23 protein-coding genes and 1 pseudogene are annotated in these 19,134 nt (G+C 34.2%); 16 read left to right on the top strand and 8 right to left on the bottom strand.

From position 1 onward, the window contains the following. Positions 1-68 precede the first annotated feature (68 nt). The gene (locus ACRPLY_RS05335) at positions 69-353 is read left to right on the top strand and encodes a hypothetical protein (protein WP_028413893.1); all 285 of its coding nucleotides are present in this window, start codon (positions 69-71) and stop codon (positions 351-353) included. 25 nt (positions 354-378) lie between these two features. Here the strand turns inward: ACRPLY_RS05335 and ACRPLY_RS05330 are convergent, their stop codons facing one another. Beyond that, entirely contained in the window at positions 379-660 is a 282-nt protein-coding gene (locus tag ACRPLY_RS05330) for a YesK family protein (RefSeq protein ID WP_028413892.1), read from the bottom strand. A 135-nt stretch (positions 661-795) separates the two neighbouring features. On the opposite strand from ACRPLY_RS05330, the gene ACRPLY_RS05325 reads away from it, so the two are divergent. After that, positions 796-1,233 carry an NUDIX hydrolase gene (locus ACRPLY_RS05325; protein WP_432231642.1) on the top strand — a complete coding sequence of 146 codons (438 nt, stop codon included), beginning with the start codon at positions 796-798 and terminating at the stop codon, positions 1,231-1,233. A gap of 211 nt (positions 1,234-1,444) precedes the next feature. Here the strand turns inward: ACRPLY_RS05325 and ACRPLY_RS05320 are convergent, their stop codons facing one another. Further along, positions 1,445-2,335: a cation diffusion facilitator family transporter gene (locus ACRPLY_RS05320; protein ID WP_432231641.1), complete on the bottom strand. Its 891-nt coding sequence runs from the start codon at positions 2,333-2,335 to the stop codon at positions 1,445-1,447. A gap of 231 nt (positions 2,336-2,566) precedes the next feature. Here ACRPLY_RS05320 and ACRPLY_RS05315 point away from each other — a divergent pair, with 231 nt between their 5' ends. After that, a complete protein-coding gene (locus tag ACRPLY_RS05315) occupies positions 2,567-2,950 on the top strand; it encodes a YkvA family protein (RefSeq protein WP_367077343.1) in 384 nt (127 codons plus the stop codon). A gap of 422 nt (positions 2,951-3,372) precedes the next feature. On the opposite strand, the gene ACRPLY_RS05310 is transcribed toward ACRPLY_RS05315, so the two are convergent. Continuing rightward, a complete protein-coding gene (locus ACRPLY_RS05310) occupies positions 3,373-3,870 on the bottom strand; it encodes a DUF2062 domain-containing protein (protein WP_140450585.1) in 498 nt (165 codons plus the stop codon). 314 nt (positions 3,871-4,184) lie between these two features. Between ACRPLY_RS05310 and ACRPLY_RS05305 the strand changes: the two genes are divergently transcribed. Further along, a complete protein-coding gene (locus tag ACRPLY_RS05305) occupies positions 4,185-5,102 on the top strand; it encodes a peptidoglycan-binding protein (protein ID WP_367077342.1) in 918 nt (305 codons plus the stop codon). 145 nt (positions 5,103-5,247) lie between these two features. Further along, positions 5,248-5,844 carry a YdcF family protein gene (locus tag ACRPLY_RS05300; protein ID WP_140450587.1) on the top strand — a complete coding sequence of 199 codons (597 nt, stop codon included), beginning with the start codon at positions 5,248-5,250 and terminating at the stop codon, positions 5,842-5,844. A gap of 87 nt (positions 5,845-5,931) precedes the next feature. On the opposite strand, the gene ACRPLY_RS05295 is transcribed toward ACRPLY_RS05300, so the two are convergent. Beyond that, complete coding sequence (locus ACRPLY_RS05295; protein WP_028413885.1) at positions 5,932-6,540, bottom strand: DUF998 domain-containing protein; 609 nt, start codon at positions 6,538-6,540, stop codon at positions 5,932-5,934. Between the two features lie 298 nt (positions 6,541-6,838). After that, positions 6,839-7,252, bottom strand: coding sequence for a hypothetical protein (locus ACRPLY_RS05290; RefSeq protein WP_028413884.1), 414 nt, complete (start codon positions 7,250-7,252; stop codon positions 6,839-6,841). Positions 7,253-7,350: 98 nt separating this feature from the next. Between ACRPLY_RS05290 and ACRPLY_RS05285 the strand changes: the two genes are divergently transcribed. After that, a complete protein-coding gene (locus ACRPLY_RS05285; protein ID WP_432231640.1) occupies positions 7,351-7,854 on the top strand; it encodes a DinB family protein in 504 nt (167 codons plus the stop codon). 95 nt (positions 7,855-7,949) lie between these two features. On the opposite strand, the gene ACRPLY_RS05280 is transcribed toward ACRPLY_RS05285, so the two are convergent. Beyond that, positions 7,950-8,486, bottom strand: coding sequence for a GNAT family N-acetyltransferase (locus tag ACRPLY_RS05280; RefSeq protein WP_367077341.1), 537 nt, complete (start codon positions 8,484-8,486; stop codon positions 7,950-7,952). A 264-nt stretch (positions 8,487-8,750) separates the two neighbouring features. Between ACRPLY_RS05280 and ACRPLY_RS05275 the strand changes: the two genes are divergently transcribed. From ACRPLY_RS05275 to ACRPLY_RS05245, 7 genes and pseudogenes are all read left to right on the top strand, one after another. After that, positions 8,751-9,056 carry a hypothetical protein gene (locus ACRPLY_RS05275; protein ID WP_367077340.1) on the top strand — a complete coding sequence of 102 codons (306 nt, stop codon included), beginning with the start codon at positions 8,751-8,753 and terminating at the stop codon, positions 9,054-9,056. A gap of 212 nt (positions 9,057-9,268) precedes the next feature. After that, a pseudogene (locus ACRPLY_RS05270) lies at positions 9,269-9,507 on the top strand (DUF3923 family protein). Positions 9,508-9,871: 364 nt separating this feature from the next. After that, positions 9,872-10,225, top strand: a complete 354-nt coding sequence (locus ACRPLY_RS05265) for a hypothetical protein (protein WP_028413878.1) — start codon at positions 9,872-9,874, stop codon at positions 10,223-10,225. Between the two features lie 447 nt (positions 10,226-10,672). After that, on the top strand, positions 10,673-11,854 hold the full coding sequence (locus tag ACRPLY_RS05260; RefSeq protein WP_014460729.1) for a membrane protein: 1,182 nt from the start codon (positions 10,673-10,675) through the stop codon (positions 11,852-11,854). Between the two features lie 17 nt (positions 11,855-11,871). Further along, complete coding sequence (locus ACRPLY_RS05255; protein WP_367077339.1) at positions 11,872-12,249, top strand: hypothetical protein; 378 nt, start codon at positions 11,872-11,874, stop codon at positions 12,247-12,249. Positions 12,250-12,993: 744 nt separating this feature from the next. Continuing rightward, positions 12,994-13,917, top strand: a complete 924-nt coding sequence (locus ACRPLY_RS05250; RefSeq protein WP_367077338.1) for a LysR family transcriptional regulator — start codon at positions 12,994-12,996, stop codon at positions 13,915-13,917. A 165-nt stretch (positions 13,918-14,082) separates the two neighbouring features. Next, complete coding sequence (locus ACRPLY_RS05245) at positions 14,083-14,772, top strand: alpha/beta fold hydrolase (protein ID WP_367077336.1); 690 nt, start codon at positions 14,083-14,085, stop codon at positions 14,770-14,772. Between the two features lie 87 nt (positions 14,773-14,859). On the opposite strand, the gene ACRPLY_RS05240 is transcribed toward ACRPLY_RS05245, so the two are convergent. Both ACRPLY_RS05240 and ACRPLY_RS05235 read right to left on the bottom strand, forming a co-directional pair. Next, positions 14,860-15,447, bottom strand: a complete 588-nt coding sequence (locus ACRPLY_RS05240; protein ID WP_367077334.1) for a DUF4825 domain-containing protein — start codon at positions 15,445-15,447, stop codon at positions 14,860-14,862. A gap of 232 nt (positions 15,448-15,679) precedes the next feature. Next, complete coding sequence (locus tag ACRPLY_RS05235; protein ID WP_367077333.1) at positions 15,680-16,519, bottom strand: alpha/beta fold hydrolase; 840 nt, start codon at positions 16,517-16,519, stop codon at positions 15,680-15,682. 188 nt (positions 16,520-16,707) lie between these two features. Between ACRPLY_RS05235 and ACRPLY_RS05230 the strand changes: the two genes are divergently transcribed. The 3 genes from ACRPLY_RS05230 (at position 16,708) to ACRPLY_RS05220 (ending at position 19,127) form a co-directional block, all read left to right on the top strand. Then, a complete protein-coding gene (locus tag ACRPLY_RS05230; protein ID WP_034265070.1) occupies positions 16,708-17,184 on the top strand; it encodes a hypothetical protein in 477 nt (158 codons plus the stop codon). 138 nt (positions 17,185-17,322) lie between these two features. Beyond that, positions 17,323-18,099 carry an SDR family oxidoreductase gene (locus ACRPLY_RS05225; protein ID WP_367077331.1) on the top strand — a complete coding sequence of 259 codons (777 nt, stop codon included), beginning with the start codon at positions 17,323-17,325 and terminating at the stop codon, positions 18,097-18,099. Positions 18,100-18,335: 236 nt separating this feature from the next. Then, positions 18,336-19,127: a phosphotransferase gene (locus ACRPLY_RS05220; RefSeq protein ID WP_098999989.1), complete on the top strand. Its 792-nt coding sequence runs from the start codon at positions 18,336-18,338 to the stop codon at positions 19,125-19,127. Positions 19,128-19,134: the final 7 nt, after the last annotated feature.

The raw sequence follows: 19,134 nt of genomic DNA, 5'->3' as shown, positions 1-19,134 counted from the left end.
TAGAGCTAAAAAAGCGGGGGCTAGGTTGAAAGATAGAACCTTTTCATTATGAGAAAGCCGGGGATGAAATGGCAATAGGAATCGCATTAACTGTTTTAGTATTAGGTCTTATGTTTGCGAGTGGACTAAGCCAAGGAAAGTCAGCTAAAAGAAAATATATAGTGTGGGGAACGACTATTATATTAATAATAACTCCATTCTTTTCATGGATTGTTTCTATTCTGTTTGGTATTAATCAAGGAAATGGTTTTGCTGCCGTGGGATTAATGATGTTATTATTACCGCTTTTCTTTTTAATCGGAGTCGTTACTCTTCTGATAGGTATTTTTAAGAAGGACAAACAATATGAATAAATCTATTTAGAAAGCAAAGAAAGCTCTAAGATTTATTCATAGGGCTTTCTTTACTTCTTATTAGCTCACTTAACGATATGATGATTATAGATATAATGGATCCTATAAAAATAGCAAAATTAACTACTCCAATTCCCATACCAGTTAATCCTCCGTAAAAGTAGCTTATGATAACAACACTTAGACTAATCATTCCTACAATTAAAGGTATTATATATTTTAAAGAGGATGTGGTTCTACCCAATTTATATGAAAATAAAAGTGAGCAAGCAACTGTAGTTATAACAATCAAGTACATTATAGCCATTTTTAACCTCCTTGAGCTGTATGACATAAATATTACCATAAATTTACACACTGATAAATGTTTTTTTTGAATTAAAGAAGTTCGTTAAAAAAAAGAGATATTTTCAATTAGTCCCCATTAAAGGAGGAAGGGAATATGAAGGAAACCCCCACTATAACAAAAGTTATGGCTTACATAACTAGATTCAATGAGCCCTATACAGAGTTACTAGTTTGCGAACATAGAGATTATCCAGAAGCAGGAGTTCAAGTTCCAGCAGGTACTGTAGAAGAGGGAGAAACAATTGAAGAAGCTTTATATAGGGAGGTCAAAGAAGAATCTGGATTAGTGGAGTTTTTATCGGTGAACAAAATAAAAACATACGTCTATCATCATGAAAGTAAAAGTCAGTATCATGAACGACATGTTTTTCATTTAGAAGTTCAAGAAGAAACGGCAGAACGGTGGGAATATAAGGTGAATTCTGAAGGGGAAGATGCAGGATTAATCTTTTTCTATTATTGGGTTCCTGTTGGAGCTGTTCCTAAACTAGCAGCAAATCAAGATGATTACATTAATCAGTTATTCGTATAGCTTTAAATTTACTAATAAGATACTATAGAGACTAAAAATTAATAGGTGATTGTGGTACGTGATTTATGGAACCTAAACAAAAGCACCTACTTATTTATGAGGCCTTTTGTTTAGGTTTTTTATAGGAATAGTTTTTATGTAGGTGCCAATAGCCAGTATGCCTATGACACTTATTAATCTATCTTTATTTCTACACTCTCTTTTACTCTTTTCACGTGTAATCTTCAACGTGACTAGTTTCTTTACGTTCACTCTCAGGTTCTGGGTGTATTAACACCTCTGAATCGGGAAATTTGCGAAGAATATCTTGCTCAATTCTGTCGCATAGATCATGCGCTTTGTGAATGTTGTAATATGATGGAACTACTAAATGAAAGTCAATCCATTCGCTTGGACCAGACCGTCTTGTACGAAAGTTATGGTATTCGATAAACTCTTGTTTGTGGGAATTAATAATGTTTAAGATAACCCGTTCTTCATCTTCCGATAGACTGGCATCCAATAAAGGAGGAAATGATTCTTTCATTAATTTATAGGCCTCAATAATGATATAGATGGCTAGCACAATTCCAATAATCGGATCTAAAACATACCACCCAGTGAGATTTACAAGGAATAAACTTATAGCCACACCAAGTGAAGTATAAACGTCTGTCAGCAAGTGAAGAGCATTTGATTTCATCGCCATGGATTTTGTTTCTTTAGCTGTTTTATGAACGATTTTTGAGACAATAAAATTAATTACTGCCCCAAACAGCATAACAAGAATCCCTAAGAAAGGAAGTTTAATTGGTTCGGGGTTCATGAGTTTGTGAATACATTCGTAGATAATCCAAATACCTGCTACAAAGATTAATAATGTTTCAATGGTTCCAGAGATATTTTCTACCTTTCCGTGTCCATATCGGTGGATCTTGTCAGCCGGCTTTTTAGATATTCGAACAGAGAAAAAGGCAATCAAGGAAGCTGCTAAGTCTAGAGACGAATGAATACCTTCTGATATAACTGCAACTGAACCTGTAAAGACGCCTACAACTATTTTTAAGACAACCAGAAGAGAGTTACTCATAACAGAAAGAAAAGCAATTTTTGAAGAATTCAATAAATTCACCACCTATAAGAGATGAATTAATGATATCAAGCGAATTGCATGTGGGTCTACAGCAACGTTTTTTACCATTTTTCAATAAATTAGGGAAGTTAAAAATAGTGTCGCTAAGCCAAATTCTCGCCGAATTAATGATAAATGCAATGTTTTATTGAGTTGCAAAATAAAAGTATCCATCTCCTGATATACTTTTTTAAAAACCCTACTAAAAGGAGAATAGGAAACATGCTTAATCAATTAAAGCTGTGGGCTAAAAAGTTAAAAAAACAGCTATTTATCTTATACTTAGCTTATAAAGATGAACGAGTATCTTGGTATACCAAATTATTTACTGCTTGTGTTGTTGCGTATGCCTTCAGTCCAATTGATTTAATTCCTGATTTTATACCAGTTTTAGGATATATTGATGATATAATCATAGTTCCTTTAGGAATTATGATTGCTTTGAAGATGTTACCTAAAAGTGTAATAGAGGACTGCACAATAAAAGCAGAAGAGCTCATTCAAAACGAGAGGCATAAAAACTGGGTTGCGGGTTCAATTATTATCATAGTATGGCTACTTATTTTTATGTGGAGCTGTTTTACTGTATTTAAGTTTTTAAACTGAATGCAATCTTACAAAGAAAAATATATATGAGGTTTACTATTGAGCGATATGATACAAAATGGTACCTGTAGAATATTTTGCATTAATCCTTGCAGTTAGCGGGGTCATCATCTCTTTGATACTAGGTATACAAAGTTTGTATCAATGGATAATCGATCAAAGAAATCGAAAAAAATGGTTGAAACAGACTGTATTATCTTCAATAAAGGAGTAAGAGCAGATCCTTATTTCCTCCATATGCATCTTAAAGCAGACACAAAGGTTGTATCTCAGCCCACAGTTGGTAACCACAGGTATCAATTATGGGCTAATTTACCTCTATGCCTTTTGAAGAAATGTTCAGGTTAATGGTTTTTTTTATATAAATTATATTGATTTACAATTAGAAATAAAGGTTGAAATCAAGCTAATAATCCATTTGTTTAGTAGGATTTTTTTACTATCCACTTTTTCGAGATGTAGTGTAAGAGAAAGCCTCTGTACTGATTTATAATATAGTAGCTAGCAATATAGAGTATACTTCCAAATAAGAAGCTATTAAGAATCATACCTGTTAAAAAATTCTTTCCTATTTTTGCTCCTAGTTCTAGTGAATTATCTAAATCTTCATCTGTATTCTGAAGTAAAGTTTGACCAAGATCGATTGGGAATATATATCCTCCAACTACTGTATTCAAGTAAAACATCAACGGAAAGGCCCACATAAAAAACATTCCACCAATGAGCCCTGCTATGCTGTTTCCTTTACATAATTTGGCTAAACCTACGGATAGTATAAGACCAAATCCAAAGGTAGGAACAAAGTTCACAACAGAACCTAGACTAAAACCTAGCGCAACTTTATGTGAATGATCTTTTAATCTTAATAGTTTAATAAGTAAGTATTTAAACCGGCGCTTCAAAAACATTAATTTGCTCACATTATTCCTCCTGTCTTTTTACGCTGGCATCCTATCTTTCTTTTTGGTGTTCACCATTATAGAAAGGTGTTTTATTATATTCAAGATTTGGCGTCATATAAGTAAAAAGATAAATGAGGTAAAGAACAACAGATTTAACCATTATAAGTATATTTATACTTTATATGACAAAATAAATAATTACCTCCTAATAAATCAAGTGATTTTTAGGATCGTCACAAAAAATTCACAAATAGGTTGTTTCTTTTTTATTTCTCCCTGCTAAAATTTTATAGTCAAGAACAAGAAAAATATAACATTGGGGGATATACTTAGTGAAAAAGATAATTTCTTCATTAGCTTTATGCTCATCATTGATTGTTTTACCAACAATAAGCCATGCAGCTTTAGGGGACAAGCTATTAAAAGAAGGTATGACAGATCCAGACGTAAAAGAATTACAGGATGTTTTAAGACAGAAGGGCATATTTTCAGCTACTTCGACTGGCTATTTTGGTTCAATTACAAAAGATTCAGTTCTAAGCTTTCAGCGTTCTCATAGTTTAACCGCTGATGGAGTGGTGGGACCTAATACATATCAAGCGTTAATAGCTAATTCAACAAGTGCGGTTACAAGCAGTACACTTCTGAAATATGGAATGACTAGTAATGAAGTTGAAAAAGTACAGCAGCTCTTAAAAGAAAAAGGTTACTTTAACGCCACACCAACGGGCTATTTTGGCACAATTACTCAAACTGCCGTTATGAATTTTCAACGGGATCATGGCTTAGCTGTGGATGGAATAGTAGGTCCGGCTACTTTAAATGCCTTAAATAACGCATCTACTAGCACCACTGGTTCTTCATCTTCAACTGTTAATAGTTCAACGCAGGCGACAGCTAGTGATATTGTTGCTTATTCTAAAAAATTCATAGGGGTGCCATATGTTTGGGGAGGAACCTCTCCTAACGGTTTTGATTGCAGTGGTTTCATTTATTACGTATTTAAAAATGGAGGTGGAGTAACTGTACCGCGAACAGTAGCTACCTTGTATCAGTCAGGAAAAAGTACATCTACTCCGAATATTGGAGATATCGTATTCTTCGATACTACTGGAGGTCCTTCACATGCTGGAATTTATATTGGAAACGGGCAGTTTATTCATGCTGGAAGTTCAACTGGTGTAACTATTGCATCGTTAAGCAATTCTTACTGGGCACCTCGTTATTTAGGAAGTAAGTCTATTCTCTAATAAACTAAAAAGTACTAGTTAGCAAGAACGAAAAGGCTTAGAACAAGGGGTAAGAATTAAAATTTTTTGAAGGTTACCTTTTTATTTTTATGAATATTGAGCTTTATGATACGATATGAAGTGAACTTTTTAAATGAGGGTCTATATGCAAAAAATTAAAGGTAAAAGGATAAAAATTAGTATATTTCTGCTAGGATTAGGGATTATTTTTTTTCTGTTTGCCGGGAAAGAGCTTGTGGTAAACGAAAAGCCTGTAAAATCTGACGTGATTATTGTGTTAAGTGGTGATAATGATCGACTGGAGAAAGGAATTGAATTATATAAAAAAGGCTATGCGGCTCATTTAATCCTTTCGAATGGCCAAGAGAATAATTTTTATCATCAAGCCAAAGACTCTGGAATATCAGAGGATTCAATTATATTAGAAAATCACGCTACAAGTACTACGGAAAACGCTAAATTCACAAAAAGGCTAATGATGAACTATCATTTTCAATCCGCTATCGTTGTTTCTTCCAACTATCATATGAAAAGGGTAGAAAAAAACTTTAATAAAGAATTTAAGAATACCCGAATACAATTAACCTATTGTTCTAGTGGAAGTCGCTATTATAATCCACAGAGATGGTGGGAAACTGCTTTAAATAGAAAAGTTACCTACACAGAATACGTCAAGCTTATTGGCAATTATTTTGGTTTTAGCGGAAAGAAATCTAAAGAATTATTAAGAGAATTTATCTAAAAAATTGCAAAAAAAGTCCATAGGGGATGCCTCTATGGACTTTTTGAGATTACGAGGAGTAGTTCAACATAGTCCTGGGATGATAGATTATTTGTTTAACATAAAGGAAAGCACGGTGCCCCATATAAAGATTACTAAATAGAATAATCTTTGCAGCAGACCGGTAGGCATAGGAACGAAAAATACAAGCATAATGAGTATGAGAATGATTAGTAGGGCGATTAAGCAGCCATAAGTCCAATACTTGCCGCTGGTTAAAGAGGATGCATACATCCAAAGACCAGCTAAAACAGTAACCATGCCAAGCTGAGCGAATATGGAATGCCAAAATAAATGTATATCAGCCGGTATAAAGCCTGAAACAATATTACCTAAAGCTAATATAAGAATAAAAGCTGTTGCGAGTTGGGTTATTTTTGTTTTCTTTAGGTTTTGTGAAATGTACAGAACACCAATTGAAAGTGTTAATCCGTTTATAATAAACAATACGTTCATCCAGAAATGGTGAGGAGAGCAAATTTCATGAGGTGCAATTGAATAGGTGTAGTTTCCACAAGAAGTTACACCAAGATCACTCATTGCGTGATGTAAAAAACTGTAGGGAGCAGTTGAAGTCAAAATAAAGAAAGGTTCAACTAAAAAATACAAGCAAGTAGCAAACCAGCTTAAAATGCCAACCTTTTTTGATATATACAGAATTATCACCTCTTAAAAAGCTTTATACCCGAATTATACATCCAAATAATGTTAAATCAAATGGTCTTGGAGTCTATTTTTAAATAGGGCTTGAGGTTGATGTGAGTAAGGAGGGCAAAGTGTTTAAACTTTGAGGGCTTAGGAAAAGGCCTCTTTACCAATGTTTTGTAGCGGTAAAGAGGTCCAAAAGCTGCTTAATTAGAAATGAATAACTGCTGATTATGCGGTCTTTTTATAAAATATACGTAAAGTTAAGGTATCCAAAACGCAGTGACATTCAAGATGTTTTCTCTAGAATTTAATAATCTGATGTTTTTTTTATATCTATATCATATTCATGTGCAAATGTTTCTAATTCCTTAAAAACATTTGGTGGATTAAATAATGCTATTCGCATATTCCACCCGTTTTCTACTTTGACCACTGCCAATTTTGTTTTCCAACTTAAGCGTTTAAATACGATTTTTTTAATGTCCCCTGGTTTAACTGTTTTTTCATATACTTTGAACCATAATATATATATTCTATAGGTTAAAGTATCTCTGTCTATCTGAAATTCATATCGGAGAAAAAGGGAAAGAAACAAGCAAAGGATAGCCAAAAGGTGTAAAAAGGCAAGTTCTTTATGTCGAACTGCTTGAATGAGTAATAAAGTATTTAAAAGTAATAAAGGATAAACAACAGTTTTTTGAGCGGTAGCTTTAAATAACATAAAGTCTCCTTCCTTTAGTAAATAAGCCAACTTATTTTTCTTCTATGATATTATTTAGTTATTGATTTAGATTAGATTTATATTGGGAGGTCTTTTATATGTATAATACCATTTCAGATTTTATCAAAGAATGGAACAACGAAGCCATGCTGACTCAAAAAGTTTTGGATAGCTTGACAGATGATTCGTTGAAGCAACAAGTGTACCCTGAAGGGCGTACGTTAGGGAGAATTGCTTGGCATTTTACAACAAATATTCCAGATTACCTAACTGAGTTTGGATTAAGCATAGACAGAATTGAAAGTACAGCAAGCGTTCCATCTTCAGCACAGGAAATCGCTATAACCTTTAAAAATGTAAGTTCTCATGCTGCTAAAATTATCGAACAGCAATGGACAGATGAATCTTTAGAACATACGCAAGAAGCGTTTGGAAGAATCCAATCAAATGCCACAATCTTAATGGGACTAATCAAACATATTGTTCATCACCGAGGTCAAATTACCATTCTTATGCGTCAAGCAGGCCTAAAACCTGCTGGAGTTTATGGGCCTCCAAAAGAAGATTGGGTTCATTTAGGTGTGGAAAATCCACCGCTTTAATAATATCAGGTAAATAAAAAAGAGGCTGCCTGGAAAATACTATAAAATTATTTTCCAGGCAGCCTTTACGTAAAACCTAATTAATCATTTAGTGCTTACTCTGAAAAAGATTTTGAGTAATGTACAACACCTTGCACATTTTTTAGAGATCCTTCTGTTAACTCTATGGCCATAAAAAATTCTTCAGGCACGTCAAATGGAGCATATATATTCCATGAGCTAGCTGGTTTAAATCCAAACTTAGGATAGTAATCTTTGTGCCCTAAAACAATTACTGAATGATAACCAAGCTCTTTTGCGCGTTTTAACGCAGCGTGTATTAGTTGGCTCCCAGCTCCTTGTTTTTGATACTGAGGTGCAACTGAAACTGAAGCAAGTGCTAAAGAAACGGTAGCGTTATCACCATCTATAATTGTTATTTTAGATAGAAGAATATGGCCTATAATATCTGCTGCATTCGGATTTAATGCGACTAGTGAAAGTTCAGGAATAAATTCATCTGACTTCCTAATTCGTTTCACAAGTAAATGTTCTTTCTTATCGCTGTATTCTTCATTTAAAAAAGCGCTTTTCACAACTTTTTCAGTTTCATTATATTCTTCAGTGAGTTCTTGTTTAAATAAGATATCCATTTAGAGTCTCCTATCAACTTGCTAAATTACCGCTTTTTATACTCCATAAATGGGGCTTCCTTTATGCACACATTCATTAAGGAAGCTTACTCACCCAGCTCTAAGCATAAGTTTAACAAACAAAAACCTCCAAAATTAGTATGTATATATTTTACAGTGTTGTATTTTGTGAGTCCACCTTTAATACATAATATTTGTTTATTGATTATGGTAAAATACACTATATATGTTAAATTGAAGTATGTAAAGAAGGTGTAATGTCTGGTGTTGAAATTATTATTTATAAGTCTAGTAAGCTGTTTAATCATTTATATTGGGAAACGTGTATGGAAAAAAGGTAGTACTAATTTTATTGCTGGATATGGAAAGGTATTTACACCTAAGGATGAAAAGCAGCTCGCTAAAGGAATTGGACTTATTATTGTGTTGTTTGGCTTTGAAACTATAATATTTCCCATTCTTTCTTTATTTTTTGAAGGGCTTGGCTTTTATTATGGATTGCTGATTGTGTTGAACTTCTTCGCTTTATTTGGACTTATGATAAAGGATCAGGTGCAAAGAGAAGCCTAAAGGGGGAGAAAACAATTAATAAAAATATTCGGCTTATGATTGGTTTAATCAGCACTATTATCCTGTGTTTCTATGGAGTAAGAGGTTTATTCATACATGAAGCAATACCGTTTTCTTCTTATCTCTTTGCGGTAGGTGGAGCTATTTCTACCATTGCTCTTATCTGGGAATTAATAAAGAAAGATGCAGCTTAAATTGAAAGGAGTGATGATGTGAAAAGACGATGGATTTCCTGGTGGATAGCTAATATAATTTGGATCATACTTTTCGTCGTAGGAACAGCTGTTGTCTGGACAAGAGAAGTGGATGGAGCGGGTGTTACCCAAACACTAGAGCTGAAATTGTTGGCATTTATTGTTTTATTGTTTTATTGATTGCATTTATTTTCCCTTTGATTATTCAAGTTATATGGCTAATTTTCAATTTTAAAGCTAACAAGCGTGTACTGTAGAAAATAGAAATGATGTTATGAAATAGAGGGAGTGATATGTATGTACAGCAAAAAGTGCTCTAAATGTAATTCAACTTTAACCAAAGCTCGTATTCAATCATCACCTGGAAGTTTAGGTATAAATAAAACGCCAAGCAGCGTATTAACTAATAATCATAATTATAGTGAGTTAATACCTTATGTTTGTTCCAGCTGCGGTTATGTAGATTTTTATGTTGAGGATCATGAGAAATTTGTTTAATAGACCTTTTAAGATTTTTTATTTTCGAATACATTGTGATAAGTCACTGAACTTGGTATATCCTCTAATGTCAATTTTAATTAAAGGGTAAGGAAAATAAATGATCTCTGGAGGCCACTTATTATGAAGAGAACACTTAGTTTTCTGTCAGTAGTTTATTTAATCGTTCTAACTGCATGTAATCAAGAAAGTTTAGGGACGAATACAGAGAGTTCTTCTGCTATCATTGTTGTAGTTGAAAACAAGGAATATAACGGAACAGAAGATAAATTAGATCAAACACAAGAAATAGGAGACCAAATAGGGACAATAGAAAAGGAAACCAAAGCAACTAAAATGCCCGCGGGTAATAATCAATCAAACTATTTTACAGTTGGTTCAGAAATCTATTCAGTAAAAGGAACAGAGAATTATATTATAGTTAAAGACAAAGATCATAAAAGTCAATTAATGAAAAAGGTAGTTCAAAAAAGGTGAGTATTATCTAATATTGTCAAACAAGATTTTAAGTCTCTTAACGAATATAAATATTATCTTGATACATTCCGCTTTTCCACCAGGAGTATTTGTCTTCCCCTTCAATCAACTGCTAGAAAGACCTAAACAAATGAAGTCTGCGTTTAGCTTAATAAAAAAACAAACTACTAATCGCTTGATCAATAGCTCGTTTTTTACTTCATCTAAAATACTTTTGTCTCAACCTCTTTTTTCACCAGAATCTCTACTTCCGACTTTCTTATTCCCGAAAAAGAACTTTCCTGACACTGTTTTTCTAATCCGGAAATAAGTTCAACTAGATAAAAAAATTGTTGATATGTGTAAGTTTTTGATGATAAATCAGTTGAACTGAAGGATTGAAAATCTACCTTTTCTTTTGTATAATAAGTTCAACAGAAGTTCAACTAAAAAAAGAGGTGTATAGAGATGAAAATTTCACGTTTTAATAAAGACTGTGGGAACTCAGTCGATATGAATATCATAGATGGATATCTATTTGATTTCCAAACCAACGTAGTAGAACTCCAAAAAGAAGCTGCTGATTCATTCTTCACAGATGCTGTTACAGCACCAGAGGAATTTAAAAAGCGTATCTTATTATCTACAACCATTGGAGAGGAAGAAAAAGAACGTTATTTCTTAGTGGGTGACATTGCCGCCAGCCAACAATTAGCAAACAATCATATCAATCGTTTACATAATAAAATTACAAGTCATATTCCATACGTAACATTTTTAGCTGCCGTTGCATACTACCACGCGTTACACACAAAAGATCAAAAGGACAACAACATCCAAATTGACTATTTCTCTACAATGTTACCAATTTGGTTACTAAAAAAAGAAAGTACGTTTGGTGAAGCGCAAAAGGCTATGGCAAATCGCTTTGTTGGTGATCACACTTTTTATATCCATACCCCAGGATTTGAAAAAGAATTAAAAGTATCTGTGGAAGAAAGTGTTTGTTTAAAGGAAGGTGAAATCGCACGTTTTGCGTTAAAGAAAGACCTAACGCTTCAAGACCGTGAAGATGCTAATGAATATGTGGAATGTGAAACCGTAATGATCGATATCGGTGGAGGATCCATTGATGTTGTAATCTTACCTGAAGGGTTGAAGGCTGCGAACAGTCGTGAATCGTTCCAAAGTATCGAGGGTATTCCCTACTTAGCACATATCGATAAGTTACGAAAAGAGAAATTCCCAGAGTTGTTTACCGATTTACGCGCTTTTGATCAATTTATTTTAGATAACTACAGCAAACAAAAGTTTGAACTAAAAAATGAAAACACAGGTGAATCCATTGATTTAACAGCTCAAATCAAATCTTCTCTAAGAGATTATGTAGAGATCTTACTAGCTAAGTTAAATGATGTCGCCCCACCACCAGCAAATAAAATCCGAAAATATGTATATAGTGGTGGTGTCGCTCCTACACTAGAAGTAGCGATTATGAATAGCATGCGTGAAAAAATTGGCGAAGAACGCACAGAGAAATATCATAAAGTGCCTGAGGATAGCCGTCACTTAAATTTATTCGGCTTAGAAATCCGAAGCATGGGGTACCTTCAAAAGAAACAAGCCGAGAAGAAAGCCGTTAAATCCTAACAGCGTAGGTGATAACCATGTCAGAGCGTCAAAACGCCTTTACGATTAAAACTAATCAGTTGAGTGATGAAGTCTATGATATACTTGCAAAATATGCAAAGTCTCGAAAATTAGGGGACTATATTTCATCTCTAATTGTTCGTGACCTTCATAGTTCATCTTCCAATCAAGTAGAAACAGGACACAGAACAGAAGAACTTCTTGAACATATCAATTCCGAACTACGGGAATTAAAGAAATTAGCTCAGTCCAACGGGTTTGTGAGTAAACAAGAGGAGATAGAAGAGAAGCCTTCAGAAAGCCACCAAACCTTCAAAGAAGGTAAGGTTGCAGATCTAGAGCAATTATCTGGGTCATTAGATGATGATGATTTAGAGGAATATAACGATTTTTAATTAAAAAAGCTACTAGTATGTGGGACGAGATTGTCCCACATACCAGTAGCTTTTTTGTTTTCAATATGTCTATTCGTTTTTGATACATTATCATATGTACAAAAAACGTGTTAAAACTAAAAAAGGGAGGAAACAGCTTATTTATGGATAATAATAATTAGCACGAGTACTTTTATTTATTCTAATTTTGCTTTGTCTCAAGAACATTAACAATTAGATTTAGGTATTCTAAATACCATATCGAAGCTCAATCACACCATGAAGTGTTAGATAAAAGGTACGCTTATCGTCTCCCAAGATGACAAGGACATTGCGGAGTTTAGGTTGGATTCAAACGAATAAACATGACTATAAATTTATTAGATTAATAGCTTGCTAACTCTGAAGGTATTCAGAATTAGCGGGCTATTGTTTTTACATTGAAACGCTTGTACGTGAATTTAATTTATATAGCTTTTTTAAGCAACATATAATTGATTGGCTCTAATTATTTAGTCACGATAAGCGCTCGAATAATTTCATTCCAGTAGTATTTGAAATCTTTTTTACTCGTATCTTTTTGTGTTAAACTCATCGATTCCTTTGTATTTTCTTTTTTTATATTCATTATGATTTCCCCTTATCACTTTGTATTTAGTATGTTGTGGTTTGATTTACCATATTTTATAATGAAATTAACGATCGTTACAGATGAATATTCCGATTGAATCAATCGGAATATCCGATTACATAGAGGTGAGGGAAATGGAAATAAAACAACTGATTACATTTAAAACAGCTGCAGAAAATTTAAATTTTACATATACGGCTAAAATTTTGAATTTTGCTCAATCAAGCGTTACCGCACAAATAAAAGCGCTTGAAAATGAACTTGAAACGCCTTTATTTGAACGTCTCGGAAAGCGCTTGGTTTTAACAGAGGCAGGCGGAGAATTTAAAAGATACGCTGATAAAATGATTCAACTGACTAAGGAAGCAAAAAATGCTGTAAGTGGAGTGGAGGAACCTGCCGGTACACTTATTATTGGGTCTTCTGAAAGTCAGTGTACATATAGATTGCCTCCAATATTAAAAGAGTTTAAGGATCAATTTCCAAAGGTTAAAATGATTTTTAAGCCTATTTACTCTCAAGCACAAACAAGAGCGCAGCTGCTAGACGGAACTCTTGATATCGCCTTCACAATGGAGCCTATTCAGCATCATGATGCAAATTTACATACGCAATGTCTTGTTGCAGAAAACTTAAAAATTATTGCTTCTCCTCAGCATCCTTTAGCTGATAAAGCGGAAATCTACTTAGAAGATCTTGAGAATGAGACTCTTTTGTATACCGAATCAGGATGTTCATATCGTGTAGTATTGGAAAACTTGTTTCGTGAGGCGGGTATTTGTACATCAACTAAATTTGAATTTGTAAGCGTAGAAGCTATTAAGCAATGCGTTATGCTAGATTTAGGTATTGCCATATTGCCCGAAGTAGTAGTAAGAGGAGAGCTAGAGAAAGGCATATTAAAAGAATTGGCTTGTACTAAAGTTGATACGCCTCTTTATACACAAATGTTTTGGCATAAAGATAAATTTATGTCTCTTCCTTTACAATCTTTTATTCAATTGGCTTGTAGTACTTTTGGGTTAAAGTATAAGGGGATTGAAAGTAAGAATCTCTAGGTACATTATGCTGACTAAAGAATTACACAGGATCCATAAAATAATCTAATATCTTTCCTAATAAGATAAGAGGTGAAGGAAATCTTCATTTCTTTACTAATATATAGATGAACCTTAATAAACTAGATTTTAATGGGTGAAATCTGAGTTAGGAGTTGATCTAATTTGAAAATGGGAGTAAATCAAATTGAACTAAATGGTTTAACATTTCAATATCGAGAGTCGGGCGAAGCTTCGGCACCCGCTATTATTGCACTTCACGCTTTGGGAATGAGTGCAGAGTCGTGGGATGAAGTAGCAGCTGTATTAGGAGAGGAATATCGATTTTTAGCTTTAGATCAGCGAGGACACGGTGGAAGTGAAAGAACCGGCACCTATACGTTTGAACTTATGTGTGATGACTTACTTCAGTTCGTAAATGCCATGAATTTGGAGCGCTTTACGTTGATTGGGCATTCTATGGGCGGTACGGTGTCCTATCTTTTTTCTGAAACATTTCCAGAAAGGGTAAATCAATTGATTGTTGAAGACACTCCTCCACCTTTTACAGGAGAAAAGTTCGAAATCCCAGCCAAACCGCCTGGTTCTTTACCGTTTGACTGGGAGGTTGTACCTTCAATTCTTCAACAGTTGAACAACCCGAATCCTAAATGGTGGGGAAGTCTTACAGAGATAATTGCACCTACTCTCATCATAGGAGGAGGATCTAGCCATATCCCTCAAGATAAGTTGCAGGAAGTTTCTAAACGTATTCCAGATTGCAAGTTAGTGATGATAGAAGGAGCTGGACATGAGGTGCATACAGAAAATTTATCAGCGTTCTTAACTGCTGTGAAAAATTTCCTTGATTCGTGACTTTCTGGATTTCTTATTTAATTTAAAAGATTATTTAAGTGAATAGACACCAAATAACGAGCCTTACTTAAGGCTCATTATTTGGTCTTATTCTTTTACGATAGGAACATTCTTAAAAAAATGTTCTCGAATAGCTGCCGATTTAACTGTTTTATTTATCTTTTTTTTATTGTCATCTATAAATTGCTGTGCTTCTTCTTTATCAAATAATTTATTACTATCCGGTAAAGTTTTAATGTTGCCAGAAATAAACTCTTCCATTTCTTCTCTAGATACTGAGAATTTTTGATTGTCTACTTTAAAACTGTAACCTTGAGCATTAGGCACTAATATTGCTAAATAAATAGCATTGTAAAGAAAGTTTTTCTCCAATGTATTCTTACCGTCAAACCAATATTTTAACGTTTCAACTTCTGAAAGAGAGCCCGCTTTAGTACCATACGTTATTTTTAGCGTTTTATTATGTAAATCAATTTCTTTAAATGTTTCTCCTCCAGGCAAGTCCCTTACGATAGCTACCCCGTTAGAATTATTTCCAACATAAGTTCCGCTACGCTCTTTAAGCTTTTTTACATCAACAGTATTAATGCTTGTAACTTCTTCTTTTTGAGAACAGCCGGTTATGCCTACTAGGAGTAATAAGATTAAACAAAAAAATACCTTAAAATATTTCATAAAAAGCCTCCATTTTCTTACTTTAATACCCTTATGTGGATATTTCATGAATTATTAGTTTATCGTAAATAGGCTGTCTTGAAAAGGTGTAGGTCCTTTTGTACAAAATACCCTTTGCTATAGAAAACGTTTTTGTCAACTGCTAGTAGAAGAAAGGAATTTTGAAATATGAAAAGACCCCAAAGCTTTCTTGAAAAAGCGCTTTGAAGTCTTCATTTCTCTTTTTTTACTTTTAAGAGCTAACCCCTACAATTGCTTCGATAATTTGGTCCCAGTCCTCACTATGAACTTCATGTCCTGTACCTTCAAGAGCTATTAATTTAGCATGAGAAATAGCTTTTGCAAGAGCAAGTCCATGTTCATAAGGAAGTGCCGGATCTTTTGTTCCATGAATAATCAGCGTAGGTGTGCTAATTTCACTCAATCTGTCATAATATTGGCCTCCTCCTTGAAGTAAAGCATGATTAAATCTACTCGGCAACTGTTTGGCGCGGGCAGCTTCTCTTTTTGCTAGCTTATACATTCTTTCCTTTTCATAAGGTTTTGTTCCACTTAACGTTTTCCATCCACCTGCAAGGTAGTGAACGGTTGCCTCTTGATTTGACCAGTCTATGGAAGTACTTTTTGTATGATAATCAAGTATACGCTGGTCCATTGGAGGCAATTTTTCCGCCTCAGTTCCAAAAATGCTTGATGCAATTAAAGTAAGGGAATCTATGCGTTTTGGATATCTAAGAGCAAGAATCTGACCTATCATCCCGCCCAACGACATTCCAACAATATGAGCTTTTTCTATAGAATAAGCATCTAAAACGCCAATTGCGTCATCAGCCATATCCGTTATTGTATAGTTAGAAGTACCGGGTGGATAAGTGGTAGAGCGGCCTAAATCACGATGGTCGTAACGAATAACAAATCTCTCCCTTTCAGCGAGGCGAAGACAGAAGTCTTCATCCCACCAATCTAACGAGGACATTGCTCCCATTATTAAAAGAATAGCCGGATTTTTAGGGTTCCCAAAACTTTCTGTGCAAATCTCTACTTTATCTATTTTTAGTATTTGTTCATTCATTTGTGTACCTCCTTTTAAGTGTTAGAAAAATGAAAAGCAGCCCTTTATTCACTTCTCTAAAATGAGAATATTTCCTTTTTGAATTTTATTTAGGTAATCGATTGTTCCGTCTGTTACCTTATTGACTAGAATAGAGCAGGAAAGTTGAATGTACGTATGGAAAACTACTTATGTGAGGTGAAATAAGAATGGATGATTACTATGGAGAGCTTTGCACAAGGTTATACGAAGTTGATAAATCCGTTGCAAAGAGAAAAGAGCTGGAGTTTTATCTTTCCTTTGTAAAAGACCAAAATATGAAAGTATTAGAACCGATGTGTGGGAAAATACTTTTAACGATTATAAAGAAAAAAAGTGAAATTGAAGAACTAGTAGATTGGACTGAAACAAATAGAGTATCTTTTAATAAAGAAATCATCGTCGTTTACAAAAAAAGCTTCTACGATAGAAAAGCGAGCTCTTTGAATACTAAGATAAAATATGAGCTACTTCAAGGAAATCAGACAAAAAAGGTGGAGATAATGGATTTCCCTCTTCGACTTTATGGCTCAGAAGAGTTTGAACGTATCCTTAGCTCTAATGGATTTAACAATCTTACTGTTCATGAAGTAAAAGATGGCTACGGAGAAGGCATGTCATTCTCTGTCTATGAGTGCAGAATATAGACATTGTAATACCATTTAAACTTTGATTACCTTTTTCATTCATTACAACTTGATAGATTAATATACATATACAGGATTGCTGAAATCGTGTGCTATTGGTGAGCATATAAATTCAGCGTTCCCATGAGGAGATGCTTTATGAAGCGATTAATAAATAAAATTGCGATTGTTACTGGTGCTAGTCGGGCAAAAGGTATTGGTACTGAAATATGCAGGGAGTTAGCTAAAGAAGGCGCAGATATTTTTTTCACTCATTGGTCAAATTATGATCGTTTAATGGATTATTGTAATGAGGATGATTTTAATTGGTCGAAGCATCTGATTGAGGAGATACGCAGTCTGGGAGTACGATGTGAATCGATGGAATTGGATTTATCACAGCCCGATGCATCAAGAAAACTGCTTGATACAGTTCAAACCAAACTGGGTTCTCCATCAATCCTTGTAAATAATGCAACACATTCTGTGGACGTGGATTTTCGTTCGATAGATGCTGATGTTCTCGACGCTCATTATGACGTGAATGTTAGAGGGACATGTCTTTTAACTGTTGAGTTTGCACGTCTAATCGAAGGCAAACATGGCGGTCGAATTATTAATATGGTATCAGGTCAAGATAAGTCACCTGAGCCTGGAAATTTGGCTTATGTTGCCACCAAAGGTGCCGTTTCTACATTTACTAAATCAGTTGCTATTGAATTAGCACCTCTTAAAATTACTGTTAATGCTGTAGATCCTGGACCAACTAACACTGGCTGGATGAGCAGTGAGTTAAAGGAAGATTTACTGCCTAAGTTCCCAATGGGTCGACTCGGTGAGCCTCGAGATGCCGCCAAATTAATTATCTTTTTAGCAAGTGAAGAAGCGGAATGGATTACCGGACAAATTATCCACTCAGACGGTGGCTTTTGGTGATTTAATATAGTAGCGGTCTTTCAATCTTTTAGCGGATTTTTATATGGAACAAGTAGCTGAAAGGATCTTCAAATGAAGATTCTTTTTTTATAATGTAAAGTAACATTAATGGGCTATGAAGGGAAAAGTACGGGCTTTTCTAAATCAATAGTAAAATAAGGTATCTCATTATGGTGAATGCTTTATCACTTTCACTTATTGACGACAAATCGGGTATATTCAGGGGGAATATGTATATGTCAGGCTTTGAGGAAGAAGAAGTACTAACAGGAGGGAATGTCTCTAACGTTTATCGTTCGGGAAATACTGTACGACGAGAATTAAAATCAGGTAGTCATAAAATTCATAGAATATTAAAGCATTTAGAAAACAAAGGGTTTAGTTATGCACCAAAATTTTTAGGTATTGACGAAAAAAGGAGAGAGGTCTTGTCATTTATTGAAGGTGAAGCTGGTAATTATCCTTTAAAGCAATATATGTGGTCCGATGATGTTTTGATAGAAATAGGGAAAATGCTTCGTCTTTATCATGATTCAGTGAGCGATTTTTCATTTGATGATAGCTGGAAATCAATAGATAACACTCCTAAACCATTTGAAATACTATGTCATAATGATTTTGCTATATACAACATTGTTTTTAATGATGAGAGACCAATAGGAATTATTGATTTTGATGTTGCTGCACCTGGGCCAAGGCTTTGGGACATAGCTTATACTCTTTACACGTGCGTCCCTTTGAGTAGATTTTATCTTTCAGAAACAGGTGAGAAAATTCATTATAATTCATCACAGCATGCTCAAGATAGAAAGCGAAGAGTGAAATTATTTTTTGAATCTTATGGCGAAGAATTACAAGAAGGTTATTTGGAAATGGTATTGCTGCGATTAGAGGGGTTATGTAAAACAATTACAAGAAAAGCTAGTGAAGGTGATATTGCGTTTCAAAAAATGATAGACGAAGGGCATCTTGAGCATTATCAAAACGATATCAAATTCATTTATGAACATACAAAAGAATGGATTTAATTTTAAT

Origin of the sequence: Priestia sp. TGN 0903 (assembly GCF_050846855.1) — a bacterium.
In the GTDB taxonomy this organism is placed as follows: Bacteria; Bacillota; Bacilli; order Bacillales; family Bacillaceae_H; genus Priestia; species Priestia zanthoxyli.
This window is presented reverse-complemented; position numbering and strand designations above follow the sequence as displayed.